The following is a 15595-nucleotide window of genomic DNA, read 5'->3' on the forward strand; positions in this document are numbered from 1 at the left end:
CCGTTTCCGCCCTTCCGAAGACAACATGTCAATGAATTGCCAGCTTGGCTTCCGGTAGGGAGCAAGCGTCGGCAACTGCACCATGTCGGGCGCGGTGAGCACTGAGGCGGCGTCCGCGGAAATCTGCCGATATCTTTGGCGACAGCGCTGTCAACCGCCACACGCGGATGCTACACGGCGGCGTTTGCATTCAAAGGAAAAATCATGAAAAAACTGGTGCGCCTGCTGCTGACGATCGCTCTCGCATTCGTCGTCTTCACTGGTTTCCGGTGGTATCGCTACATCAGCAACACCGACAGCCCTTACGATGAAATCGGCATCACGCTCAACAATGCCATGCCAGGCCCGATCAATGCCTGGGGCTGTGCCCAGCTGAAAACGACCTTTGGCACCTCCTTGCCACCGTACGGCTGCGCCGCCGAAAACGCGACGCAATGGAAGTAACAGCAGGATTCGCCGAGTGGAGCAGCCGATCCATCTGACGGCGAAGGTAACCGACTTAACCATTTGACAGCAGCGGACTTCATGGCGTTGCAGCTGGCGGTCTTCGGCAAGTGCGGCGGCTGCCAGCCTTCGGCCGACCTTCACCATGTCGAGGAACTTGCTGCCAATCTTTCTCTTAACGTTTCTTCCTATTTATAGTTAAGCAGCTTTTAACGTTTCCCATTCATTATCCATACGAAGCGTACCAGATTGGCAGCGACTGAGCCTGCCGACGCAACGGATTTTGGAGTGGGATCCATGAAAAGAAGCTTGTCCGGCATCTTCGCCGCATTGTTGATCGCGACAAACGCCTATTCCGCGGACCTCGCCCCTGCCGAGCCTATCCCGGAGCAGCCGCCTGAGGTGACGGTCACCGAAGCGACCGGCTGGTACCTGCGCGGCGATGTCGGCTATGCCTTCACCGATCTGCGCGGCGCCCGCTATTTCCAGGGCAGCAACGCAACGGAAGTCGATTTCGACGACGCCGATCTGGATGATGCATGGACCATCGGCGGCGGTGTCGGTTATCAGATCAACAGCTATCTGCGCACCGATCTGACCTTCGACTATCTCACCCAGGCGGATTTCAAGGGCTCGACAGTCGGGCAGTGCGGCTTTCCTCTGGTGGACTGCACCTCGAGCGACCGCTCCTCGCTGACAGCCTATACGCTGCTCGCCAACGCCTATGTCGATCTCGGCACCTACGGCTACGTCACGCCTTATGTCGGCGCCGGTATTGGTGGTTCCTATGTGAAATGGAAGAACCTGCGCAACGTCGCCTGCGCCGATGACGGCAGCTTCTGCGACGACCAGGTCACCCACGGCGGTAAGGGCAACTGGCGCTTCACCTACGCCCTCATGGCCGGCGCTTCGATTGACGTGACCTGCAACATCAAGGCCGATGTCGGCTACCGTTATCTGCATATCGATGGCGGCAACATGTTCGGCTATGCCGAAAATGGCGGCCCGGGCCGCGACAAGGGTCTGAGCGCCCACGAAGCCCGCGTCGGCGCCCGTTATCTCTTCGGCGGTTGCGCCCAGGCGAGCTATGAACCACCGCCGGAAATCCCGCTGCAGCAGCCTGTCTACAAGTAAATTTGATCGCCTGACACCAGAAGCCGCCCCCAACCGGGCGGCTTTTTGCATTGTGGCCGCCCTACCGTCCTGCGTCAAAATATGTTCCGCCCGCGACACTTCGATCTTGACTATGACGCGCCGGATCCATACACACGGCGGCGGGACACCCTTCCCCAACGAAGGGCTTTCTATCTGAGAGGATAGCATCATGGCGAAGACCGCAAAGCCGGACATCCGTCCGCACAATACCCATTTCTCTTCTGGCCCTTGCTCGAAGCGCCCCGGTTGGTCGCTCGAAGCCCTTTCCGACGCGGCCCTTGGCCGTTCGCACCGCGCGAAGGTCGGCAAGGCCAAGCTCAAGCAGGCCATCGACCTTACCCGTGAAATTCTTGAAGTGCCGGCGGATTACCGCATCGGCATCGTTCCGGCGTCCGACACCGGGGCCGTCGAAATGGCGCTCTGGTCGCTGCTCGGCGAACGTGGCGTCGACATGCTCGCCTGGGAAAGCTTCGGCGCCGGCTGGGTCACCGATGTCGTCAAGCAGCTGAAGCTCAAGGATGTGCGCAAGCTCGAAGCCGGTTACGGCGAGCTTCCCGATCTCTCCGCCGTCGATTTCGACCGCGACGTCGTCTTCACCTGGAACGGCACAACCTCGGGCGTGCGCGTTCCGAATGCCGATTTCATCCCGGCCGACCGCAAGGGCCTGACGATCTGCGACGCCACTTCGGCGGCTTTCGCACAGGAACTCGATTTCGCCAAGCTCGATGTCGTCACCTTCTCCTGGCAGAAGGTTCTGGGCGGCGAGGGTGCGCACGGCGTCATCATTCTTTCGCCGCGCGCCGTCGAGCGTCTGGTCACCTACACGCCGGCCTGGCCGCTGCCGAAAATCTTCCGCATGACCTCGGGCGGCAAGCTGACGGAAGGCATCTTCCAGGGCGAGACGATCAACACGCCGTCGATGCTCTGCGTCGAGGACTATATCGATGCGCTTGTCTGGGCCAAGCAACTCGGCGGCCTCAAGGGGCTGATCGCGCGTGCCGATGCCAATGCCAAGGTCATCCACGATTTCGTTGCGGCAAACGACTGGATCGCCAATCTCGCCGTCAAGGCGGAAACGGCCTCCAACACCTCCGTTTGCCTGAAGATCGTCGACAAGGACATCGCAGCCCTCGATGACGACGGCCAGGCGAATTTCGCCAAGGGTCTGGTCGGCCTCCTGGAAAGGGAAGGTGTCGCCTATGACGTCGGCCATTACCGCGACGCGCCGTCCGGCCTGCGCATCTGGGCCGGCGCCACGATCGAGGCATCCGACATGCAGAAGCTGATGCCCTGGCTTTCCTGGGCCTTCGAGACGCAGAAGGCGCAGCTTAATCAGGCTGCCGCCTGAGGTGATCGCATCCGGCTCCGCCATAGGGCGGAGCCCAGCATTCCTGATTCATTCATCGCTGAACACTTTTGAAGGAGGCCCTTATGGCACCTCGCGTTCTCGTATCCGACGAATTGTCGGAAACCGCCGTCCAGATCTTCCGCGACCGCGGCGTCGAAGTCGATTTCGAACCGCAGCTCGGCAAGGACAAAGACCGTCTGCTCGAAGTCATCGGCAAGTATGATGGCCTGGCCATCCGCTCTGCCACCAAGGTGACGGAAAAGATCATCGAGGGGGCGACGAACCTCAAGGTCGTCGGCCGTGCGGGCATCGGCGTCGACAATGTCGATATCCCGGCCGCCTCGCGCCGCGGGATCATCGTCATGAACACGCCCTTCGGCAACTCGATCACGACAGCCGAACACGCGATCGCGCTGATGTTCGCCGTCGCCCGCCAGCTTCCGGCAGCCGATACCTCGACGCAGGCCGGCAAGTGGGAGAAGTCGAAGTTCATGGGCGTCGAGATCACCGGCAAGACGCTCGGCGTCATCGGCGCCGGCAATATCGGCTCGATCGTCTGTGCCCGCGCTATCGGCCTGAAGATGCACGTCGTCGCTTACGATCCGTTCCTGTCCAAGGAGCGCGCCGAGGAGATGGGCGTCACCAAAGTCGAACTTGAAGAGCTTTTCGCCAGGGCCGATTTCATCACGCTGCATGTGCCGATGACCGACAAGACGCGCGGCATCCTCAACAAGGAAGCGCTGGCAAAGACCAAGCCCGGCGTGCGCATCATCAACTGCGCCCGCGGTGGCCTGGTCGATGAGGCAGCGCTTGCCGAAGCAATCAAGTCGGGCCATGTCGCGGGTGCCGCCTTCGACGTGTTCGAGGTCGAGCCCGCCAAGGAAAGCCCGCTCTTCGGCCTGCCGAACGTCGTCTGCACGCCGCATCTCGGCGCCTCGACGACCGAGGCGCAGGAGAACGTCGCTTTGCAGGTGGCTGAACAGATGGCGGATTACCTCGTCAATGGTGCGGTCTCCAACGCTATCAACATGCCGTCGATCACGGCGGAGGAAGCGCCGATCCTGAAGCCCTTCATCCGCCTTGCCGATGTTCTCGGCGCCTTCGTCGGCCAGGTCACCGAAGAGCCGATCAAGGAAATTGAAATCCTCTATGACGGCATCACCGCCAACATGAACACGCGGGCGCTGACGAGTGCTGTGCTCGCCGGCCTCATCCGTCCGCAGGTCGCCGACGTCAACATGGTTTCGGCGCCGATCATGATCAAGGAAAAGGGCATCGTGCTTTCCGAGGTCAAGCGCGACAAAACCGGCGTCTTCGACGGCTACATCAAGCTGACGGTGACCACCGAAAGCATGACGCGCTCGGTCGCCGGCACGGTGTTTTCGGACGGCAAGCCGCGCTTCATCCAGATCAAGGGTATCAACCTCGATGCCGATGTCGGCTCGCACATGATTTACATCACCAATACCGACGTTCCCGGCATGATCGGCTTCATCGGCACGACGCTTGGTGCTGCCGGCGTCAACATCGCCAACTTCCAGCTCGGCCGTGACAAGCAGGGCGGCGACGCCATCGCGCTGCTCTATGTCGACGGCAAGGTTGATGACGCCGTGCTTGCTGAGTTGACCGCCCACCAGGCGGTTCGCCAGGCAAAGCCGCTGACCTTCAATATCGACTGAGTTTTTCCTCCCGAGGAAATGAAAAACCCGGCGCTGGAAACGGCGCCGGGTTTTTTCGTGTCAGGAACCGATGAATCTTAAAGCGCGTCGCGCTTTAAATCTTTTTTTGATCCATGTCGTGGTCCCAAAACCGATGCACACATTTGGGCGACATGCATTAGTGGTGCCGGCGTTTCCGGCGGAGGATTTTGCCGAAACGGGCGACATCGTCTTCAGCCTTCGTGCGGTGAAGGAAGGCGAGCCTGCTGCCGTCGAGGCCCTGAAAGAATTCGTCCCAGGAAATCTCTTCCGGTTCCGAGGAAAAATCGACGCGGACGGTTTCGCTGTCCGGTGCGTTCTTGATTCGGGCGGGATGGCCTCCGCGCGCCTCGATCCAATGTCTGATTCTGCTGTAATCCGTCGTCGTGCCGAACCTGCCCATGAAACCCTCCTCAGCAATTCGAATGCGACATCGATCACCCGCAACGCACGATCGACGGAATTGTTCCAGGACGCCAAAATTATTTTATCGAGAGCCGAGATCGTGACAGCAGGCCGCCGCTTTGCACATTCTGAAGGCGGAAGCCTAAAGTTTAACCCTAAGTATGATTCTGATTTTATTTAACTTTTCTCGGTATATCCCTGGCATCGGCATCAACCGCACGCGAATTCCCATGGCCCCCTTGCAGAAGACCGAGCAGACCGAAGCATTAAACGACGACTTCCGGTCATTGTTTGCAACGCATCCGTCGCCGATGTGGGTCTATGATCCGGCATCGCTGCGCTTTCTTATCGTCAACGAGGCGGCGGCAGCACTTTACGGCTACGGCGCGGACGAATACCGGCGCATGACGGTTCTGGATATCCGCCCTGAGCATGAGCGGGAACGGATGGTCGACGCCGTCAGCGGCCGTACCGACATGGAAAAGGCGGAGCGTTGGGTTCACCTCAAGGCGAGCGGCGAGACCTTCGAAGTGCTGACCTATGGCCGAGAAGTGCGTTTCGAGGGCCGAGCGGCAATCCTGGCGATCGTGCAGGACCGCACCGAGGTCAATGCCGCCAGACGCCAGATCAGCGATACGCGCTCGCTTCTCGACAGCATCGTCGACAACCTGCCGGTCGGCGTCTTCGTCAAGGACATGGAAGCGGACGGGCTTTACGTTCTCTTCAACGAGGCCTGCGGCGACATTGTGGGCATGAGGGCGGAGCACGTGGTCGGCCGAACCGACCGGGCGCTGTTTCCCCCCAGTCAGACAGACGCCTTCCGCGAGCAGGATCGCCGGGCCTTCGAAGCCAATACGGCGATCAGCTTCGAGGAGAGCATGCTGCGCGCCGATGGTGTGCCACGCCTCCTGCGCACCGTCAAGCGCGCCCTGCCGACGCCGGAGGGCCAAGCGCCGCGTTATCTGCTCGGCATCTCGCAGGACGTGACGGAGGAGCGCTCCGTCGAGGCAAAGCTTGCCCATCTCGCCATGCATGATCCGCTCACCGGCCTGCCGAACCGGGCGGCATTTTCCAAGCATATCAACCGGCGGGCGGTCGAGGCGACCGCCGACAGCCCGATCGCATTGCTTTATATCGACGTCGATCACTTCAAGCATATCAACGACAGCAAGGGACATGCCGCTGGCGACGCGCTGCTTTGCCAAGTATCGGGGCGGCTGCTGCAGCTGGCGGAGGAGGGCGATCTCGTCGCCCGCCTCGGCGGCGACGAATTCGCCGTCGTACTGGAGCTCGACGAGCCGGAGCGGGCCGGGCGTTTTGCGCAACGGCTGCTCAAGGCGCTCAGCCGTGCCTTCGATCTCGACGGCGCCCGGGAGCATGTCACCTGCAGCATCGGCATCGCCTTGGCACCGGATCATGCCGGCGACGCGGACGTGCTGATGCGGCATGCGGATCTGGCGCTCTATGCCGCCAAGGAGAGCGGGCGGTCGACCTATCGCTTCTACGAGGCGGAGATGCGGCTTGCCGCCGAGCGCCGGCACGTGATGACCGCCGAACTGTGGGAGGCGCTGGAGAAGCGCCAGTTCGAACTGCACTACCAGCCGATCGTGCAGCTCGATAATGACGGCATCGGCGGCTTCGAGGCGCTGATCCGCTGGCGCCATCCCAAGCGCGGGCTGGTAGCGCCGATGGAATTCATTCCGCTCGCCGAGGAGACCGGCCTCATCGTGCCGATCGGCGATTGGGTGATCCGGGAAGCCTGCCGCGCGGCCGCCGGCTGGCCCGCGCATCTGAGGATCGCCGTTAATCTCTCCGTCAGCCAGTTTCGGCATGCGAGCCTGCTTTCGACCGTGGTCGCGGCGCTCGACGAGACGGGCCTCAATGCCGACCGGCTTGAAATCGAAATCACCGAGTCCGTATTCCTGACCGATGCCGACCAAAGCTTGCCGCGGCTGCGCGCATTGAAGGAGCTCGGCGTTCGCATCGCCATCGACGATTTCGGCACCGGTTATTCGTCGCTGAGCTATCTCAGATCCTTCCCCTTCGACAAGATCAAGCTCGACCGTAGCTTCGTTTCGGGCATTGAGACGGATGCCGGCAATCTCGCCATCGTGCGCGCCGTCGTCGGCATCGGCTCCGGCTTCAACGCGACGACGCTGGCCGAAGGGATCGAGACGGAAGAGCAGTTGCAGAAGCTGCGCGCTGAAGGCTTCAGTGAGGTGCAGGGCTATCTGCTCGGCCGGCCGATGCCGCAGCACGAGGCAGAGGCGCTGATCCACGGCCGCGCTCTGAAGGCGGCTTCGTCACGCAGATAGAGTCGTTTAAGCGACAGCTGGGAGTGGCGTCCGAGGAAATGCGTGCCGCCGGATCCCATCAAGCATTCGTCATTTTGAGAAAGGTGGGCGAAGCCGCATAATTGTCGTGGGCTGGAAAGGAGGATGTTTATGAAACGCTTTTCATTCTCGATGATCGGACTGGCGCTCGTAACCGCCATCATCGCCAATCCGGGCATTGCATTCGCCTGCAACAAGCTGATCGGCACCTGAGCCGCACCCCCCGCTTCCAAGGCGCGGCTTTGGCTGCGCCTTCTCTTCACGCGGGAATGCGAAATATCGGTGCCCGAAGGCTGCCCCTTGCGCCCAAGGACAATCCTTTCTATATCGGTGCCTCATCGAGAGACGGCGGCCGATCCCGCCGGAGATCAGCAATCCGCCGCAATTGCAGCGCAAGGGCGGATCGTGACCGCGCAGAATTGGCACCATCGTTGAACACACTGGATTTTGACAAGAAGCCGGAAGAGACCCGTGTCGTCGTCGCCATGTCGGGCGGCGTCGATTCATCCGTTGTCGCTGGCCTTCTCAAACAGCAGGGTTACGACGTGCTCGGCATTACGCTGCAGCTTTACGATCATGGCGCCGCTGTTCACCGCGCCGGCTCCTGCTGCGCCGGCCAGGATATCGACGATGCGCGCCGCGTTTGCGAAACACTCGGCATCCCGCATTACGTGCTCGATTATGAAAAGCGATTTCGCGAGACCGTGATCAACCCCTTCGCCGAAAGCTATGTGGCGGGCGAAACGCCGATCCCTTGCGTTTCCTGCAACCAGACCGTCAAATTCGCCGATCTTCTGGCGACCGCCAAGGAGCTCGGTGCCGATGCACTGGCGACCGGCCACTATATCCGCTCGGGACCGAACCCTTCGCCCGAAAATCCCGGCCGCCGCGCGCTTTTCCGCCCTGCCGATGCCGACCGCGACCAGAGCTATTTCCTCTTCGCCACGACGCAGGAACAGATCGATTATCTCCGCTTTCCCCTGGGCGGCCTGCCGAAGGCCGAAACCCGCAGGCTCGCCGAAGAGATGGGCCTCGTCGTTGCCAAGAAGGCCGACAGCCAGGACATCTGCTTCGTGCCGCAGGGCAAATATTCGGACGTCATCACCAAGCTGAAGCCGAATGCGGCGCTCGCCGGCGAGATCGTCCATCTCGACGGCCGCGTGCTCGGCACCCATGAGGGCATTCTGCACTTCACGATCGGCCAGCGCCGCGGCATCGGCATCGCCACTGGCGAGCCGCTCTACGTCGTCTTTCTCGACGCCCGCTCGCGCCGCGTCATCGTCGGACCGAAGGAGGCGCTGGAAACGCACCGCGTCTACCTGCGCGACGTCAACTGGCTGGGCGACGAGACGCTTTCGGAAGCCGCCTCCGGCAACGGCTTTGCCTGCTACGCCAAGGTCCGCTCGACACGGGCGCCGGCACCCGCCGTGCTGCATATCGATGCAACAGGCACCTATGTCGATCTGACGGTCGGCGAGGCGGGCATCGCGCCCGGCCAGGCCTGCGCGCTTTATTCCGCCCCCGGCGACAACGCCCGCGTCTTCGGCGGCGGTTTCATCGAACGTTCCGAGCGTGAACCTTCGGCGGAAGCCTGCCTGAAGGCCCTCTTGGCCAGCCCGGTCGCCGCCTGAAACCGATAGGTAACGACGGCCGGCAAAGCCCACCGTTTTTCTCGATCATGCGCTTGACACAAAGCCGAAGCGCACCTTATAAGCCGCTCATCCCACGAACCGGCATCGCTTCGCGAGCGGGTATCGTTGACCAGTGGCGGAGTAGCTCAGTAGGTCAGAGCAGAGGAATCATAATCCTTGTGTCGGGGGTTCAAATCCCTCCTCCGCTACCATTTCCTTATTGCAGAATTAGCGATTTTTTCGGCTCGATTTTGAGCCGGTTCCGAAGGCCGTGGTAGCACATTGATCGCAGCGTCAAACGTCGCGGCGAGGGGACAAAAGCAGTTCGACCTCCTGCAGCATTTCCGCCAACGCCGAGGACAGGCCTATCTGTAGAGCGTCAAAAGCAATACAGGCATCTTCGTCGCCCAAAGTGGGATGCGACAGCGATAATAATAGCCCATACGGCAAGCGAGAACATGACCGCCGCTAACCTCATCCCGACTGGTTGCATCATTTCCTCCATCCCAGCATAACCGTGCCTCCTCGCACGATCCCATGCTAGCAAGACGCAACCCGGTCAGCTATCGCAAGATATTGGTATCAGATAGCCACAGCAGGGCGAACTTGGCAAAGATGCAAAGATTTCGGCGATACGACGCCCCTTTCCCCCTCCGTCAAACGATGAAATGAAAGTTGTCGTATCGCGCGCCATAATAATCCGGGCCGCTCGTCTCTGTGATGACGGGCTCCGTGTCGAGCACGAGATAGTCGATGTCGCCGTAGGCGCTGAGATCGATCACTTGCGGGTCATGAATGCTGTCGGCGGTGACGTTGACCGTGACCAAGAATACGGTATCGCCGTTCAGCTTACCTTCGATCGTCAGAACGTTGTCATAGTCCGATGTGCCGTTTGCGACACTGAATTGCTCGATCTGAAAGTGACCGCCATCGGCGGCTTGGATGGGTGTCCAGAACACGCCGCCTGACAGATAATGGTTGCCGTCGGCTTCCTTCTGTACCGTTGCGTCGTCACCATCGTGCCAAGCACCCCAATCAAAGCCCTTGTAGCCCGTCGGGAAGTCGTATTTGCCGACATCCTCGAAATTGACGAATACGTCGCCATGTTCCGGCAAGTCGACCGCGATGTTGAGCAAGCCGAAATCGGTGGCGCCTTTGCCATCCGAGATCTTGAAGTTGAACTGGTCGACGAGTTGGTCTCCCGGGCCGAGCGCTGATACCACCGGGTTGGAATGATCGAGTTCATACGTGTAGTTGCCGTTGGAATAGACGGTCAGCGTGCCGTATTTTCCCTCGACTGTGGTGGTCGTGGCGGGCCCGTTCGGATCGGCCGGTTGCGGAATGCGTTGTCCATTGACGAAGTTGAGACGCACCTGATCTCCGTCGGCATCCACCGAACTGGTATTGTCCAGGATGTTGCCGTCGATCGGGTTGTCGATGTTGAAAATAGGCTGGTATACATCACCTGCGACCGGCTTGTGGTTTGCCATTTCTACCTCCCGTGTGATATTCTGCTCGACTATGCAACCCTATCGGGTATCTGGCAACCAAAATTGAGGGAGCGTCAGAGCAATTCCGCCCGTCAACGCCACACATTCCGGTCGATTACAGCTCAACCGCACAAGTAGAGGGAGCGGCATAAACGTCGATCCTGATTATGAACCAGGATTTACGTCTGATCTTACGTTGCTGCCGCTTCGTCGATCATGGTGTTTCTCGCCTTTTCAGGCGATCCATCAATTCGGCCAGCGGAAAACTTTCAGGCAGGATAACAATGACAGGTCAATCATGACGTCGTCATGACGATATACTGCATGAATTGCTCGGCGCGCCAAGAGCAATCTTGAAGGCGAAAGGGGAGCAATTAGCAGAGCCCGAGCTTCTGCCGATCACCCCATCAATGCAGTCCGCCGACCCCGAGCAGACTCTCGACAGCCTCGTGATCGCTGGTGAGGCTCTGCGGCGTTCCCGTCCAGGCCAGTCTGCCGCGTTCGAGAATGACGACCTGATCGGCGAAATCGAGCGCGCTCTGGATGCGCTGTTCGACCAGCACGATGGTCATGTCTCCTGTCTTGGCGAGGTCGGCGAAGGCAGCCATCAATTCCTCGCAGATAACGGGCGCAAGGCCCTCCAGCGGTTCGTCGAGCAACAGGACGGAAGGGCGGCCGAGAATGGTGCGGGCCGTGGAGAGCATCTGCTGCTCGCCGCCGGAGAGCTGGCTGCCGAGATTGCGGCGGCGCTCCTTCAGGCGCGGGAACATCGCATAGGCTTCCTCCAGCGCCGTCTTCGGTCGCGCCTTCAAGCCAACGAAAAGGTTTTCTTCGACTGTCAGCGTCGGGAAGATGCAGCGTGCCTGCGGCACATATCCGAGGCCCTTATGCGCGCGCGTGGCGCTCGGTGCTGCGCTGACATCCGAACCGCCGAGGCGGATGCTGCCCTCGTATCGCCTGGTCTGGCCGGCAAGCGTTGCGAGCAGCGTGGTCTTGCCCATGCCGTTGCGGCCGAGCACGGCAAGCCGGGCGCCTGCCGGCACGGAGAAGGAAATGCCTTCGAGCACTCTTGTTGGCCCATATCCGGCCGACAGATTTTCGACCTCAAGCGATATGGCTGGCATTGGCATAGCTCCCGAGATAGGCCTCGCGCACGCGCGCATCCTTGGTGACGTCTTGAGGCAGGCCGTCGAAGATGATCGCGCCTGATGCAAGCACGATGACGCGTTTGGCAAAACGGAAGACGAGGTCCATGTCGTGTTCGATCATCAGCACGGCGAGATCGGCAGGCAGATCGGCAAGCGCCTGCTCGATGCGGCCGGTATCGCTTTGCGGCACGCCGGCTGCCGGCTCGTCGAGCAGCAGCACCTTCGGCTTCAGTGCCAGCGCCACGGCGATCTCGAGAAGCCGCTGCTGGCCATAGGCGAATTCGCTGACCTTGCGATGCATCAGCAAAGCCAGTCCGAGCTTTCCAAGGAGATCGTCGACCTCTGCCATGACATCGGGCATGCGCAGGAAATTGCCGAACATGCGCCCAGTCTTTCCGTCGCGTTGAAGGACGGCAAGTCCCACATGTTCGGCCGGCGTCATGTCCTGGAAGAGCCGCGTCACCTGAAAGGAGCGAACAAGGCCGCGTCTGACCCTGCCGATCGCGTCGATATTCGTTACCACCTCGCCGCCGAGGCGAACCTCACCGGAATCGGGAGAGAGATTACCGGTCACGAGGTTGACGAAGGTGGTCTTGCCGGCGCCGTTCGGGCCGATCAGCGCGATGCGATCGCCAGGCGACATCGTGAGCGAGACATCATTGGTGACGGCAAGGCCGCCGAAGGCTTTCTTGAGATTGGCGACTTCGAAGACCGGGCTCATGAGCGTTGCTCCCTGCGGCGGCCAACGAAGGCTGCTGATGTGCCATAGAGACCTTTCGGCGCAAAGAGCACGACGACGATCAGCAGCGCGCCGACCATGGTCAGCCAATGGAAGGGATTGGCGGCCGAGACGTAGTCCTCGAAGAGCATGAAGATGACAGTGCCGGAGAGCGCTCCGAAGAGAGAACCGGTTCCGCCGAGCACCAGCATAACAAGCGCTTCGGCCGACTGCGTGAAAGACAGGCTGTCGAGGCCGACGACCTGTGTCGAAATCGCATTCAAGGCGCCGCCGACACCGGCAACGGCGCCGGAGATCGCGTACATTCTGATCAGAGCTGCCTTCGGCGAAGCGCCCATGGCGCGGATGCGCAGCGGATCCTGCTTGATAGCGTGGCAGAGCATGCCGAAGGGCGAGCGGACCAGGAATCGTAGCAGCACAAAGACGATCAGCAGCAGCGCCATTCCGAAGAAGAAGGCGGTGTGACCGTAGAGATCGAATTCGAAGAGGCCGAAGACCGGGTCCGGCGCGATGCCGGAAAGTCCATCGCTGCCGCCTGTCCAAGACGAGGCCTTGTTGGCGAATTCATGGAAGAGGTTGATCAGCGCAATCGACAGCATCAACTGCGGCAATCCATGTGCACGCAGGATGATGACGCCGCAGAGCAACCCGGCAAGCGCGCCGCCTGTGATGCCGGCCAGTATCATCAGCAGCGGGTCATTGATGCCGTAATGCGCCGACAGGATCCCGGCGGCATAGGCGCCGGAGCCGAAAAGGGCGGCATGGCCGAGCGTTGCCACGCCGCAATAACCGGTCACGAGATCGAGCGACAGGACGAGCAGCGCGATCGTGATCATCCGAGTCAAAAGCGCGAGATTATCGGGGAAGGCGAAGTAGCCGATCGCGGCAATGGCTATGATGACCGCTATTCCGGCGAGATCGCGGCTGATGAATCCGCGCCGATGCTGGAGACGTTGGTTTTCGTCGTTCATGACAAGCGCCATGTTATTTCGCCCTTCCGGCAAGGCCGCGTGGGAAGACGCAGATGATTGCGATCACGGCGAGATAGAAGAAGAATTCGCCGAATTCCGGCATCAGATACCGCCCGGTCGTATCGATCGCGCCCAGCAGCAGACAGGCAATCAGCGCGCCCGGAATGGAACCCGCGCCGCCGACGGAGACGACGACCAGGAAGGTGACCATGTAGCGCAGCGCATAATAGGGTTCGACGGGCAGGAGTTCGGCGCCGACCACGCCACCGAAGGCGGCAAGCCCGACGGCAACGGCAAAGCTCACCGCATAGATGATCTCGGTGCGCACGCCGAGTGCCGCAGCCATCGCCGCATCATCGACGGAGGCGCGCAGCTTGACGCCGAAGCTGGTCCTGTCGATCGCGAACCAGAGGGCGAGCGCCACGGCCAGGCCGCAGAGGATGACGAAAAGCCGGTGAACGGGAATGGTGCGGAAGCCGAGATCGGCCGATCCCTGCAGCGCACCGGCAAGCGGGATGGTCTTCAGCGTCGGCCCCATCATATAATTGGCGATGCCGATGACGCAGAAGGTGATGCCGATGGTCATCAGCACCTGGGTCAGTTCCGGCGCGCCATAGATCCGGCGGTAGAGAAAGCGTTCGATCGGAATGGCGACGATGATGGTGATAACAACGGCGGCGATGACTGCCGTGGCATAACCAAGGCCGAGGTCGCGGGCGACATAGGAGGCGATATAGCCGCCGATCATCGCGAAAGCGCCGTGAGCGAGGTTAACGACACGCATCAGCCCCATGGTCACCGAAAGGCCGATCGATATGACGAAGAGCACCATGCCATAGGCAAAGGCATCGACGGCTATGCTGAAGACTGTCTGCATGGACATACCTTGCTTCGATGCGACGGGCTCGACGCCTTCGGGCAGTCCGGAGAGATCGGAAGTCTGCCCGAAGCACTGCCCAAGCCCGTCGCATGTTGTGATGCTCGATGTTACTTGACGGCCGCCAGGCCCGGATCGCCCTGCTTCTCGAAGGTCTGAACCTCCTTGTTGATGTAGGTCCCGTCATCGGCCTTGGTGACTTCGCGCAGATAGATGTTCTGTGTGATGTGGCGGCTTTCGGGATCGATCGAAACCGGCCCGCGCGGGCTGGTCCAGGCAAGGCCCTTGACCGCATCGACGGCCTTTTCAGCATCCTGCTTGCCGCCCGTCGCCTCGATCATCTTGTAGATGACATACATGCCGTCATAGGCGCTGACCGCGGGAAAGGAGAGTTCGGCCTTGTTGCCGATCGCTTTGGTCGCCGCCTCGACGAAAGCCTTGTTCTCCGGAGAATCGTGCGACACGGCATAGTGGAACGTCGTCTGGATGCCGAGTGCCGCATCGCCGAGCGCCGGCAGATCGGATTCCTGGGTCAGATCGCCCGGCGCGAAGAACTTGATGCCGGCCGTCTTCAGGCCATTGTCGTTGTAAGCCTTGACGAAGCCGAGCGTCGTCGGACCTGACGGCAGGAAGGCGAAGACGCCCTCGGCGCCGGAATCCTTGATGCGCTGCATGATCGGGCTGAAATCGTTGGTCGCAAGCGGCATGCGGATTGCCTCGACCACCTGACCGCCGGCCTTTTCGAAGCCGGCCTTGAAGGCATTCTCGGCGTCGATGCCGGGGCCGTAATCGCTGGCGACCGAAATCACCTTCTTGACGCCGGCATCGAAGGCGACCTTGGCGATCGGCGTCGAGGTCTGCCAGGTGGTAAACGAGGTGCGGACGACAAGCGGGCTCTTGGTGACGATCGCCGAGGTGGCGGCGTTCATGATGACCATCGGCACGTTGCCCTGCTTCAGGATTGGCGTCACCGCCATCGCATCGGGGGTGAAATAGAAGCCGGCCAGATATTGGACCTTCTCCTTGACGATCAGTTCCTGCGCCAGCGCCTTGGATTGGGCGGGATCGGCCTGCGGCACGTCGCGATAGACGATCTCGACCGTGTCGCTGCCGACCTTGTTGCCGTTGACCGCCATATAGGCGTCGATGCCGGCCTTGAAGTTCTTGCCCTGCAGCGCGAACGGACCGGAGAACGGGCCGATGACGCCGACCTTGATGGTGTCTGCATAGGCCGTGCCGCTGAGCACGACGGCCGCAACGGCGGCTAGAAATAGCTTCTTCATTCTCTCTCTCCCTTTTTGGCGCACTCCCGCGCCGTATTCGCTAGCCGCCCAAAATTGAGCGTTAGCTTGTCATG

The 15595-nt window shown here is 60.9% G+C and carries 13 protein-coding genes and 1 tRNA gene; 7 read left to right on the top strand and 7 right to left on the bottom strand.

Annotated elements, in window-relative coordinates; all coding sequences use genetic code 11:
• Positions 1-204: 204 nt before the first annotated feature.
• The 4 genes from BS629_RS12590 to serA all read left to right on the top strand — a co-directional run bounded on the left by BS629_RS12590 (position 205) and on the right by serA (position 4626).
• The gene (locus BS629_RS12590; RefSeq protein WP_018243432.1) at positions 205-444 is read left to right on the top strand and encodes a hypothetical protein; all 240 of its coding nucleotides are present in this window, start codon (positions 205-207) and stop codon (positions 442-444) included.
• A 297-nt stretch (positions 445-741) separates the two neighbouring features.
• Positions 742-1578, top strand: coding sequence for an outer membrane protein (locus BS629_RS12595; protein WP_032980655.1), 837 nt, complete (start codon positions 742-744; stop codon positions 1576-1578).
• 190 nt (positions 1579-1768) lie between these two features.
• Complete coding sequence (locus BS629_RS12600; RefSeq protein ID WP_018243430.1) at positions 1769-2947, top strand: phosphoserine transaminase; 1179 nt, start codon at positions 1769-1771, stop codon at positions 2945-2947.
• An 83-nt stretch (positions 2948-3030) separates the two neighbouring features.
• Entirely contained in the window at positions 3031-4626 is a 1596-nt protein-coding gene (gene serA, locus BS629_RS12605) for a phosphoglycerate dehydrogenase (protein WP_003542699.1), read from the top strand.
• A 157-nt stretch (positions 4627-4783) separates the two neighbouring features.
• On the opposite strand, the gene BS629_RS12610 is transcribed toward serA, so the two are convergent.
• Positions 4784-5047, bottom strand: coding sequence for a hypothetical protein (locus BS629_RS12610; protein ID WP_018068984.1), 264 nt, complete (start codon positions 5045-5047; stop codon positions 4784-4786).
• A 163-nt stretch (positions 5048-5210) separates the two neighbouring features.
• Between BS629_RS12610 and BS629_RS12615 the strand changes: the two genes are divergently transcribed.
• The 3 genes from BS629_RS12615 to BS629_RS12625 all read left to right on the top strand — a co-directional run bounded on the left by BS629_RS12615 (position 5211) and on the right by BS629_RS12625 (position 9225).
• Positions 5211-7364: a putative bifunctional diguanylate cyclase/phosphodiesterase gene (locus tag BS629_RS12615; RefSeq protein WP_018243429.1), complete on the top strand. Its 2154-nt coding sequence runs from the start codon at positions 5211-5213 to the stop codon at positions 7362-7364.
• Positions 7365-7813: 449 nt separating this feature from the next.
• Positions 7814-9013, top strand: a complete 1200-nt coding sequence (mnmA, locus tag BS629_RS12620; RefSeq protein ID WP_018243427.1) for a tRNA 2-thiouridine(34) synthase MnmA — start codon at positions 7814-7816, stop codon at positions 9011-9013.
• A gap of 135 nt (positions 9014-9148) precedes the next feature.
• Positions 9149-9225, top strand: a tRNA-Met gene (locus tag BS629_RS12625).
• A gap of 444 nt (positions 9226-9669) precedes the next feature.
• Here the strand turns inward: BS629_RS12625 and BS629_RS12630 are convergent.
• The 6 genes from BS629_RS12630 to BS629_RS12655 all read right to left on the bottom strand — a co-directional run bounded on the left by BS629_RS12630 (position 9670) and on the right by BS629_RS12655 (position 15521).
• Entirely contained in the window at positions 9670-10503 is an 834-nt protein-coding gene (locus BS629_RS12630; protein ID WP_018243426.1) for a VCBS domain-containing protein, read from the bottom strand.
• Between the two features lie 407 nt (positions 10504-10910).
• Positions 10911-11627: an ABC transporter ATP-binding protein gene (locus BS629_RS12635; protein WP_018243425.1), complete on the bottom strand. Its 717-nt coding sequence runs from the start codon at positions 11625-11627 to the stop codon at positions 10911-10913.
• Complete coding sequence (locus tag BS629_RS12640; protein ID WP_018243424.1) at positions 11608-12372, bottom strand: ABC transporter ATP-binding protein; 765 nt, start codon at positions 12370-12372, stop codon at positions 11608-11610. The genes BS629_RS12635 and BS629_RS12640 overlap by 20 nt, the downstream gene beginning before the upstream one ends.
• Positions 12369-13373, bottom strand: coding sequence for a branched-chain amino acid ABC transporter permease (locus tag BS629_RS12645; protein ID WP_018243423.1), 1005 nt, complete (start codon positions 13371-13373; stop codon positions 12369-12371). The genes BS629_RS12640 and BS629_RS12645 overlap by 4 nt, the downstream gene beginning before the upstream one ends.
• A gap of 1 nt (position 13374) precedes the next feature.
• Entirely contained in the window at positions 13375-14238 is an 864-nt protein-coding gene (locus BS629_RS12650) for a branched-chain amino acid ABC transporter permease (protein WP_026188516.1), read from the bottom strand.
• A gap of 110 nt (positions 14239-14348) precedes the next feature.
• Positions 14349-15521, bottom strand: coding sequence for an ABC transporter substrate-binding protein (locus tag BS629_RS12655; protein WP_018243421.1), 1173 nt, complete (start codon positions 15519-15521; stop codon positions 14349-14351).
• Between the last annotated feature and the right edge of the window lie 74 nt (positions 15522-15595).

This window comes from Rhizobium leguminosarum bv. viciae USDA 2370 (genome assembly GCF_002008365.1).
GTDB lineage: Bacteria > Pseudomonadota > Alphaproteobacteria > Rhizobiales > Rhizobiaceae > Rhizobium > Rhizobium leguminosarum.